Below are 10,972 nucleotides of genomic sequence, written 5' to 3'. Positions count from 1 at the left end.
GGGGATCCCCCTCTCAGGGCCCCTATCTATCGCTGTCTTGGTGTGCCGTTACCACACCAACTAACTAATAGAACGCATACTCATCTTATACCGTGACCTTTATTGCGGGCATGATGCCATGTCTGCAAACCATGGGGTATTAATCTTCATTTCTAAAGGCTATCCCCCAGTATAAGGTAGATTGTATACGCGTTACGCACCCGTGCGCCGGTCGTCATCTGGTGCAAGCACCAATGTTACCCCTCGACTTGCATGTGTTAGGCCTGCCGCTAGCGTTCATCCTGAGCCAGGATCAAACTCTTCATCGTTAATTTTTGTGTGTCCGTTATATTATAGATACAACAGACAGCTTTTAACGACCAATAGGGATTTCTAGTACTCAAAATGGTCTATTCTCTTTGTTCGATTCCAACCGTTTCCAGTTGAAATCTTACGCTGTCAATTCAATATGTTTATGAACTTTTTTTGTCTTCTCTAATCTCGTTTCCTCGTTTAGCGGGTGCAAATATAAAACCCTTTTTTTATTCTCACAATACTTTTTGATTTTTTTTTCGGAAAATATCGAACTCTTTTTTCTTCTTAAAATACCAATGGACTTATGAACTTTTTGCCTCAGGACTACTGCCCGTTTTAGCGGCTGCAAACATACAACCTTTTTTGTTCCCACAATGCCTTTTTTGATCTTTTTTTGAAAAAAAATTTTAAGCCTTTTTCCCTACTCCAAACCTCAATGTTTTTATGAACTTTTTGCCTCAGGGCCACTGCCCGTTTTAGCGGCTGCAAACATACAACCTTTTTTCTTCTCTAAAAGCCTTTTCTAAACTTTTTTTAATTTGTTTTTCTTTGCCTTTAATGAACGTCGCTTAACTCCCAATTCTTACTGTATTAGCCGCTAAGCGGGTGCAAAGATACTACTCACAATGACATATCCTAGCCTTTTTTTGATATTCTTTCTGTATTCTTTTTTATACCCTGAACTACAAGACTTTATAACCGCCTTTTTTATGCCCCTGTTTTCGTTTTTTACACATCAGATGGAACATGCTCATTCTTATAACATGTCCTTATTATTATACCTACTCTTTTTGACCCCTTATTTGACTAATACATCTCTATAATCTTATCCTTTTAATTACTCTTATTAAAATGACTACTTCCGGGAATGAAATTATACCTGTGTATTCTTAAATCGTACTAAAAATTAAGGCATTGTTAAGCCTCCTCATAAAGTGAGTAATGAAAAAGTCTCCTTACCTTAGAAAGGAAATCGTTAAAATATCTAAATTTTATAAAAAGAAATTCCAAACGACACCAAAGCGAATTGTAAAATCTCTATACGGATAGTTTGGTGCTGAATAAAAATCATAACCAGTGAAGGATGAATTAAAGTGTTCTGCTTTTAAATAGATTCTGGTTTGTCTAATTTTTGCATTTATAAAGAAATCTAAACGTGGAAACTCACCATACTCTCTTTCGGTTTGCACATAAAATTCGGCTAATAACGGATTATAAGCATTCATGTAATACTTAGTAAAATAATTAAGGGTCACTCCAGTTTGTAAGAACATGGCCTTTTTAAATAAATGACTAGAGAAGTACAGAGTACTACGCAACGTAAATTCTGGGACATTTAAGGTGCTGTCTTTATCTTTTACGTTCTGATATAATATGGTATTATTTAAGGCCAACTTACCTACTTTTATCTCCCTTTCTAATTTAACTCTTAAATAATTTATTGTATTGCTATTTTGAAATGCTTGTACCTGATTACTTGTTTCATCCTTTTTAAAATAAACGTAATCACTAATTGTAGAATAATCGGCTGAGATATTTGCTATTTTCTTAGATTTTAATTGAAATGCTAACTGTTCTGTTTCTATATTATTAAAATTGTTTCTCCAATTATAATTTATATAATCACTTTGATATAATAATGTATTATAGTTTGGTGCCTTTGAGCTATGCTGTATCGATGCTGTAGCCGATATATCATCGTTGAGTTTGAAAGTTGCTTTTCCTTTTATAAAATTACCATCGAAGTCACCAGAAATATTTATACCTAACTCGCCATCTAAATCGAAACCTTTGTATCGTTTATGATATTTCCCCCCGGCAGAATAAATATCTCCTTTTAATCTGTTGGTTATTGTGTTTCCATTTAATACCACCAGCTTATCATATCCATAATTATAATTATTGTTAGTTATATTAAATTGCAAATCACCAATAATATTATTACTATAATTTAATTGTATTTGATTATAAAAATTTTCTAAAGTTGCTCGGTCTTTAATACCTGTAGTCTTAAATGAATCCCCAAAAAAGGTATTTGAACTAGATTGATCATATTGATAGTATTTATCTTCAAACGAAATTACATGACCTATGCTTAGTTTGTTTTTAGATAATGAGTCTTTGCTTCTAATAATTTTATAATTATGCTCTAAATGAAAGCGCTTACCTCTTAATATACTTTCAGCATTTTCAAAGTTTGGTCCAAATATAGAACGGTCCAGAAATTCTTCATCTCCTTCTTCAAATTTTATAAGGTCTTCGTCTTTAAGTCCTCCATTTTCTTGGTTGAGCAAATCTTGTGTCACCATATGACCTCTAACATTATAACGATTATTTTTAGTTTTATAGTTTGCTGTAAACCTGAAATTCCCTGTACTTGTTAATATGTGTTGATATTTCCCTATAGATCGCAATCCTTTATACGCTATTGAAAAATTGAATTGTGGTGATGTATTTACTGTAAAGAATGAATCTGCTAATTGACCTTGTTCGAAAGCACTTTTATAAAATAGTTCTGTTAGCGGAGTAGGTACACGGTAATAATTAATATTTTTTATCTCCATGTAATTAAAATGCCTAGCACGTGCACCAAAACTTGGCATTGTGCTCGTATTTTGAAAATCGTGTGTTAAACTATTATATGTTTGTCCTAGATTTGAAAATGGTATTAAACCAAAATTATCCCTCCTTAAGTAATTAAACTTATATTCTTTTTGAATTGTTAAGGTCGTATCTACAAAAGTCGTATCATTTTCATGAGATATTATTAAGTAATCTTGAATTTTGGCTTTCGCTTTTTTAAAGTCTTTAGGGGCTATTTTTTTTTGACTTCCTCTAATTGAATCTAACTCTTTAGAACCTATTGCTTTTGGCGACTTTATTTTTGAATTAGGAGGAGTCACTTGAGCATCCAATTGATTAAAAAAGCAAATTAAAAAAAGGGCAAAAAATAGTTTCTTCATAATTATATATAAACGCTGCAAATGTAAATACAAAATATGATAACGTGGAAAAATGGGAAAATTATATTTTAATTTTACCATATTTTTCGAACAAAAAAACCCTACACTTACTTCTTGTAAGTGCAGGGTTTGATTATTACTAGTTATTTCTTGATACTTGTATTATCAAATAATTTTATTAAAAAAACAATCCATAAGCTCTAAGCGATTGGTTATCCAAACTAGTAAAAGCTCCTGCAGCATTAGTATAACTATTTATACTTCCTCTGAATGACCCTTCATTAGTGTAAAGTAATCCTTGAGCACCACCGAAAAAGTCTATTAAAGGTTGTACGTCTGCTTCAAAAAATGCGTCGTTAGGGCCTGCAAATGGTCCTTGATAGTCTAAAAACAATGTATTATCTTGAATATTAGCTAAATGACAATAATTTGCTCTAAAATTATTACCGCCACCATCTTGCAACCACACAGCTAAATTAGTACAGTTACCATCAAAATCTAAGAAAACTGCAAAAAAAGCAAATCTTAATGTTCCTGGACCAAATCGATTATCTAAATTAGTATTAATTTGATCTAAGACCTGTTCTTGAAAACAAGGACTTAATAATGCATTTGTTCCGTCTGCTGTATCGTAAAAATATGTTAAACCAGGTAACTCTAAAATATCTTCTCCTGTAGGAGCAGACAGCGACGTTTGAAATATTCTTGCAGTAGCGCCATTTGCAGTTGCTACATATTGAACTTCAGGTATACTGGAGTCTAAGATAAAATCTTTGAAGCTATTATCTCCAACCTCTAATGCAGGGCTAATTGATATTGCTTGCTCTCCTCCAATTAACGTAAAAGCTGCTCCAAGACTTTGCCTTGAACTAACACCATCTGCATTTGTAGTTTCTGCATCAAAGAAAATATTATTTGGATCGTAGTTCAAAATATAATTAATGGTTTCTCCTCCGCTATTTATTTCCATCACAAGGTTATCGTACACGGATGCAGTTGCACAATCAACATCTGTAAAAGCCTGTCTATTAGCATAAGTGATATCTGCACTAGCAACACTTTCTATATCAAAATTTGTAAAACCTGAAGGAGAAATGACAAAAACACCATCGCTACGTATATCTTTAAAAGTAATGACACCATTTTCCTCACCTGCATATTGAAATGAATTACTCCCAAAAAAAGTATTAAATCCTGCCGCTCCATCTTGGACTAAATCTGTTATATGTCTCGAGCCAGTTGTAAACACTAATTCTGCCGAAGTAGTTCCTGTAACAATATCGTATCTAGTGTCTGTAAGATCCGTAGTGTTTTTGAAATCTGATGTTATTTTAACTCTAAGGTTCTCAGTAAAATTCATGTGAAAGTTAATTCCTCCAACAACATCATCATTTGGAAAGTAAACACCCGAAAAACCTTGTGTTTGTGATAACAATAACGTTCTTAATTCACTTATTTCTTTTTCTATTCTCACCGTTGGTGAATCGTCAAATATTTCTTCAGTTCTATCTACTTCACAGGAGTTTAAAACTAGTGTTAGCGTTAACAAACTGAATATGTAATTAATTATTTTTTTCATTTTTATTTTTTTTAGTCTAAACTATCTAAAAGTGCTTGATACGATAATTCCTGTAATTCATAAAGGTCTATACCAAAATTCTCTTGAAAATACGCTAGCACTATTCCTAACTTTTCTCTTATAATCGCCTGTCCAGATGGGCTAGCGTTATCAATAATTGCTTCAAAATTTACTCTAGAATTTGTCAGCATAGTCGCTATAATTTCAACAAAATCTTCACCCTCTTGACTTGATGCATAAGGTGTTATAAAACCCATATCTAATGCATTTTGTGCAGACAAATTAAACCACTGAGCAGTATAATCAGCAGGTGTAATTAAACCAAAATCATCAGTAAAAGGAAATTTTTGGTTTAAAATATGTGCATATTCATGATGCAACGTTTGTAAAGGTCTTCTAATACTATTCTCATCAGAGTAATCCAAAAAGTCTAAATTAAAAAATGTAATTCTAGTCCCAGCTTCAGCAATACCTAATGTTATTGTTGGACTGTTTGGATTAAAATTAAACCCTCCTGAATATACTATTTGGCGTGGCGTAATTTTTGCTATAAAATCTTTACCCCCTAATTCGTTATAAGGGTCAATCCAAGCTCTTTTTATTGTTTCAGACCATCGTTGCACATTATCTTCTCGCACAGGATATAAAAATCTAGCAATATCCGTATTACTTGCTCCCCATAAATATGATATTTCAATATTATAAGGCGAAACAAAATTAGACCTTAACCATATATCTAAATCTGATAGAATTGGTGTACTTGCATCTATTTGGCTTTCTTGTATTCTATCAGAAGAGTCGCTACATGAACTTATTAGCAAAGCAACTAATACAAGATTTGCCCATATTATATTTTTTATGTTTTTCATTTTAATCATTTTAAAAGTTTAACAAGACTATCTTGGGTTGGGTAAAATACCTCTAGATTGAGCCTCTGTTGGGATTTGTAATGCCCTTCTATTATCACCTTTAGGCAGAGTTAATGTTTCTGTAACACTTGGTGTCACTTGTCTTTCGTGTTCAACTACTATATCGTGCCTTTTTACATCGAACCAACGTAAGCCTTCATTATAAAATACGGATCGTTTAGTTTCTAAAATGACATTTACAAAGGGTAATGCATCTGCTGGTATTTGATAAAATGGTGTGTAAAAATTTGAGTCAGCTCCAAAATTCGCTGTAATATCATCAGTAGATAATACTGCTGCACTGGTATATCCCTCAGACTTTACGGACAATAATGTATTTAAATCATCAGCTGCTAGTTGAAATTCTCCAAGCATCGCATAAGCTTCTGCCCTATTAAACAGCGTTTCATCTGTTGTTAAAATTGGCGTTTGCACAAAAGGAAGCCCTATCCCAGCTGCTTGGTTTGTTGTTCTGAAATATTCATCATATTTCGGAACGTTGAAAAACAAATCTTGACCAAACACTTGTTCTGACCATGCCAATCCAGCAGCATTACCATTGAAAAAAAGTTCTCTGGCCAGATCACCACTTAATTGAAAACGTAAAGAAAAGTGATTTCTATTATACACTGAGGAACCTACTGTAATTAAAAGATTTGCAGGTTCTATAGTTGAAGAAAATCTAAAAGCTCTTTCGCTATAACTTAAACCTGCCCCTCTGTATTCATTCGCATAGTCTCTAAGGTCATTTATACCTGATCCAGACAAAACTTTATTACTGTGATCTATTACCTTTTGCCATTCTCCAATAACTAGATAGAAGCGAGAAGCAAATGCATTAGCTGCTTTAGAAGTAAAGTGAAATTTTGCTATTCTAGCATCCTGATAATCATTATCGTTCCCAGTATACTTGAGTCCTTCTACTAAATCAGCCTCAATACTATCATAAACTTCTTGCAGGGTATTTCTTTCATATTGAGGTAGCAATGTAATTTCTGGTTCTGTTATATATGGAATTCCTAAATCTGTTGAAGCTGTTGAAGGATTGTAGGCTTTAGCAAAAATATTTACTAGCATAAAGTGTGCGTAGGCTCTAGCTATAAGTGCTTCTCCTCTTTGTACAACATCTACTTGTCCCAATTCATCTAGAGAAGCTAAAGCCTGGTTTGCTTGAGATATAGCTTCATAAGCCTCATTCCAATAAAAGGTTGGGGTGTCTTCATCATCATCAAAAAAATTGCTCCATTCATACATCAAATCATTTAAGCGGGTTTGATCAGCAGAGAAACTTTTATCATCCGCGTTGTCGGACATTGGTTCTAAAAAAGGCGTATATAAAGCTTGTGGGTAAGCATTAACTAAAAGCTCGCTTATTTTTTCTAAAGAATCTATCTCAGTTCTATTGTCTGGAGATTCGTCTAATATGTCATCACATGATACTAAAGCTAAAACTAACGTAATGACAGATATTTTTATTAAATTATATTTTTTCATAATTCTTCTTATTAAAATCCAACATTAACTGTAAACGTATATAATCTAGTAATTGGGAATGCAACACCACCAGACCTTATAAATTCTGGATCCTGTCCGGCCAATTTTTTATCAGAATAAAACAGAAATGGATTTGTAGTTTGTAAACTTAACCTTAAGCGACTCATCCCTAACTTTTGCACAACGTTATTATCCAATGAATATCCAAGGGTAATATTTTTCATTCTAATAAAATCTCCATCAGCTATACGTTCTGTAGAGTAATTGTATGCATTATATATCTGTCTAGAATCCGTTACCCCACGTCTTTGTATAAGTTGTCTTGATGGAATCGCTGGTATAGTAGTGATATTTTCATCTCCAGGGGTTAACCATCTATTGAGAAATTCAGTAGGAAAGACTGATAAATCGGAATAAGTAGATGAGTATGCTGGATCTAATCTAATTTTATTACCTGCGGAAAACGAAATAAAGAAACTAAAATCCCAATTTTTGTATTTGAAATTATTAGCAAAACCACCAGTAACACTAGGTAAGGTTGGCCCTTCATATTTAAGATAAGACAGAGGATCATCGGTTGACTGAAAATCTATACCACCATCTGGCAAAGTAAATGTAGGGTATCCATCACTGTCTAATCCTTCAAAATTATATGAAAATAATGAATTAGGAGCAAAACCTACTGCATTACCAAACTGTCCTCCTGTAATTAAATCAAATACATTGGGCTCTTGCTGTAATTCTGTGATTTCCTGATCAAGTACTGATATATTAAAACCGGAATTCCATTTAAATTCATCGTTTGATACATTTACCGTATTAAGCTGAAATTCTATCCCTTTAGTTTCTAAAGAAGAGAAATTTCCTAATTTTATGGATTCTCCACCAATTCCAGAAGTTGTTATAAAATCTATTAAATCTTTACCATCTCTCAAATAAGCATCAACATTCATAGCTATTCTGTTATTGAATAAACCAATATCTAGTCCTAAGTTATATTCTATTTGCTTTTCCCAGGTTAGTTCTGAGTTTTGTAGATCTATTATATCAATGGCATTTTCTCTATCTGATATAAGACCTCTATCGGTAACTTGATTTCTAAATATAGCTTCATTGTTAGAAGCTGTATTAGCAATTAAAGCAGATAAACCATAAGAGCCTCTTAGTACTAAATTATTAATAATGCCTGAGTTATCTATAAAATTTTCCCTATGCACGTTCCATCTTCCAGAAACGGTATATGTTGGTAACCATCTAGTACCGTCAGATTTACCAGCTCTATTAGATCCTTCATAATTCCCTGAAAGATTCAAAACATATTTCTTGTCATAATCGTAAGTTGCATTGGCAAAAAACGTAATCTCCCTGTTTCTAGTTTCTTGAAAACCAAAATAATCATCTCCTTCTAGAACTACTTTTCTTATGATATCCGGGTCTGTAAAAACGGTCCCTCCTCTTGAGAATTGGTAACCATAACCCGTATTAAATCCAGCAGATCGATCTGTATGCCTATATTCCTGACCTCCATAAAGTGTCAATCCATGTATATCATCTTTAAACCTCCTCTTATATTCTAAAGTATTCCTAAAAGTATATGTAGTAATTGTATTTCTATTACTTCTTAAAATGCCACCAACTGGCAACACGACTCTTGGACTTGAATTTGGAAGTTCTGGATCTTGAAACAAAAATGTGTTTGCATCTCTTACTAATGTATTTTCATTTGCTCTGTAAGCCTCAGCTGCATTTGAAAACTCTGTAGTAGAATGATCACTTGTTGAATTTGCATAACGCGCTGTTCCTAAAAAGGAATATTCAAGATGATCATTTATCTTGTAATCTAATTGCGCTTGAAAACGAACATCGTTAACATTTAATTCAACAGAATTATTTTCTATTTCTTGTAAAATATTGAATGGCGCCCAATTGTTTCGAACAAATTCTAAATCACCATTATTATCTCTTGGACGTATTGCTCTACTTGTATTAAGAGCATAATTAAACGGATTTGTATCAAATTCTCTATTGAATGAACCAAAAAAGTTATCTGATTCTCTATCTAAGGTCCCTGGTGCATTTTGATTTCTTATAGAAGCATTTAACTGCGTAGTTACTTTTAAGTTGTCATCATCTCCTAAATAGAACGTGTTCCTTAAATTACCTGTTAGCCTTCTTACTCTATTAGCTATAGTCCAACCTGGATCTGTAAAATAACCTATGGAAGCATACGTAGTACTTTTTTCGCCACCTGCAGAAAAACTCATCGTATGTGTTTGGGTAGGTGTTGGCCTAAACAACTCTTTGAACCAATTTGTATTTGCCAATTCGTATTGTTGTAAAAAACGAGCTCTAGATTCTGGCGTGTTTTCTAATCCAAACTGCCCAGACGTTTCGTTGTAAGCATCTATAGCTCTATACATTAAATTATATATGCCTCCACTTCTTCCATTTATAACGTCTGTATTTGTTATCTGCCCTACTTGCTCGCTAGCTAATTGTCTGTAAATTGAAACTGTTTCTTGCGAATCCAAAAGGTTATACTCATTGTAATTAGGAATGGCTCTAACAGCATATTCTGAAGTATAATTAAAAGCTGGTTTTTGATTTCTCTTACCAGACTTTGTAGTGATCACCACAACTCCATTTAAGGCTCTTGCACCATATTGAGCACTTGCAGAAGCATCTCTTAAGATCTCAAAACTCTGTATATCATTAGCATTTAATCCTGCTAAAGCAGAACTTAATAAACTATTAAGATCACCAGCAACCAAGTCTTGGAATGATATATCAACAATTTCTTCTTGTATCGCGCCATCTACAACCCAAATAGGTTTTGTGTCTCCTAAAATAGAAGATGACCCCCTTATGGTAATTCTAGGTGCTGCACCAAAAGTTCCTGTTACGTTTTGAACACTCACACCAGCAGCTCTACCTTCTAAACTTCTTGTTAAATCTGGGACTGCATCTAGTTTAATATCAGCTGCTTTAATAGTTTGTGATGCTCCTGTAAATAGTTCTCTATCTACATTTTGATACCCAGTGATTACCACCTCGTCCAAATCTTCTGGGTTCTCTTCCAAAACAATATCAATAACATCATTTGAACCTACTGTAACATATTTAGTTTGCATCCCTACGAAACTAACCTTAAGAATGTCTCCTTCGCTAGCATTAATAGAATAAATACCATTAAAATCTGTTTGAGCTCCTCTGGCTGTTCCTTCTATAATTATATTAACACCTGGTAATGGCATATCATCAGTTGCGGAAGTAACTGTTCCCGAAATTTGACGCTGTGAAATAAGCTTAAGAATTTCTTCCTTTTTATTTAAAATTACTTGGCGCTCATTTACTGAGTAACTAAGCCTTTTGCTATTTATAACTCTATCTAAAACTTTATAAATAGATTTGTTTTTAATTTTAATACTACCTAAAGCTTTTTTTAGTTCAGGTAATACTTCATCATTGTAAATAAATACGAATTCGCTTTGATTTTCTATAGATTCAATCATACTCATTAATGTGGCCTCTTTTATTTCTATTCTCAATTTTTTGCTTTGAGAATATGAATTTGAAAAAGAATACAATGAAAATAGCACTAAAAAGACTGTTAGACTCTTCATTACGAATAGAGTTTTATTTCTAAAATCCAAGAAGAAATCATAGAAACGTTGGTTATTTTTCATAAATTTGAATTAGTTTTTAATTAAACATTAGCTGCTCTCTTATAGCAG

At 33.1% G+C, this 10,972-nt stretch carries 5 protein-coding genes and 1 rRNA gene; all 6 read right to left on the bottom strand.

Annotation, left to right across the window (positions count from 1 at the left end; translation table 11 throughout):
- Positions 1-308, bottom strand: a 16S ribosomal RNA gene (locus tag Q4Q39_RS19555); the annotation flags it as partial.
- A 978-nt stretch (positions 309-1,286) separates the two neighbouring features.
- On the bottom strand, positions 1,287-3,257 hold the full coding sequence (locus tag Q4Q39_RS19550) for a putative porin (protein ID WP_303284273.1): 1,971 nt from the start codon (positions 3,255-3,257) through the stop codon (positions 1,287-1,289).
- A 178-nt stretch (positions 3,258-3,435) separates the two neighbouring features.
- Positions 3,436-4,836, bottom strand: coding sequence for a DUF4302 domain-containing protein (locus tag Q4Q39_RS19545; protein WP_303284272.1), 1,401 nt, complete (start codon positions 4,834-4,836; stop codon positions 3,436-3,438).
- Positions 4,837-4,847: 11 nt separating this feature from the next.
- Entirely contained in the window at positions 4,848-5,705 is an 858-nt protein-coding gene (locus Q4Q39_RS19540) for a substrate import-associated zinc metallohydrolase lipoprotein (protein ID WP_303284271.1), read from the bottom strand.
- Between the two features lie 27 nt (positions 5,706-5,732).
- Complete coding sequence (locus tag Q4Q39_RS19535) at positions 5,733-7,238, bottom strand: RagB/SusD family nutrient uptake outer membrane protein (protein ID WP_303284270.1); 1,506 nt, start codon at positions 7,236-7,238, stop codon at positions 5,733-5,735.
- A gap of 11 nt (positions 7,239-7,249) precedes the next feature.
- On the bottom strand, positions 7,250-10,861 hold the full coding sequence (locus Q4Q39_RS19530; protein WP_303284269.1) for a SusC/RagA family TonB-linked outer membrane protein: 3,612 nt from the start codon (positions 10,859-10,861) through the stop codon (positions 7,250-7,252).
- Positions 10,862-10,972 lie beyond the last annotated feature (111 nt).

This window comes from Flavivirga amylovorans, assembly GCF_030540875.1.
In the GTDB taxonomy this organism is placed as follows: Bacteria; Bacteroidota; Bacteroidia; order Flavobacteriales; family Flavobacteriaceae; genus Flavivirga; species Flavivirga amylovorans.
The sequence above is the reverse complement of the archived record's forward strand: the minus strand, read 5'-3'. Positions and strand labels throughout refer to the sequence as shown.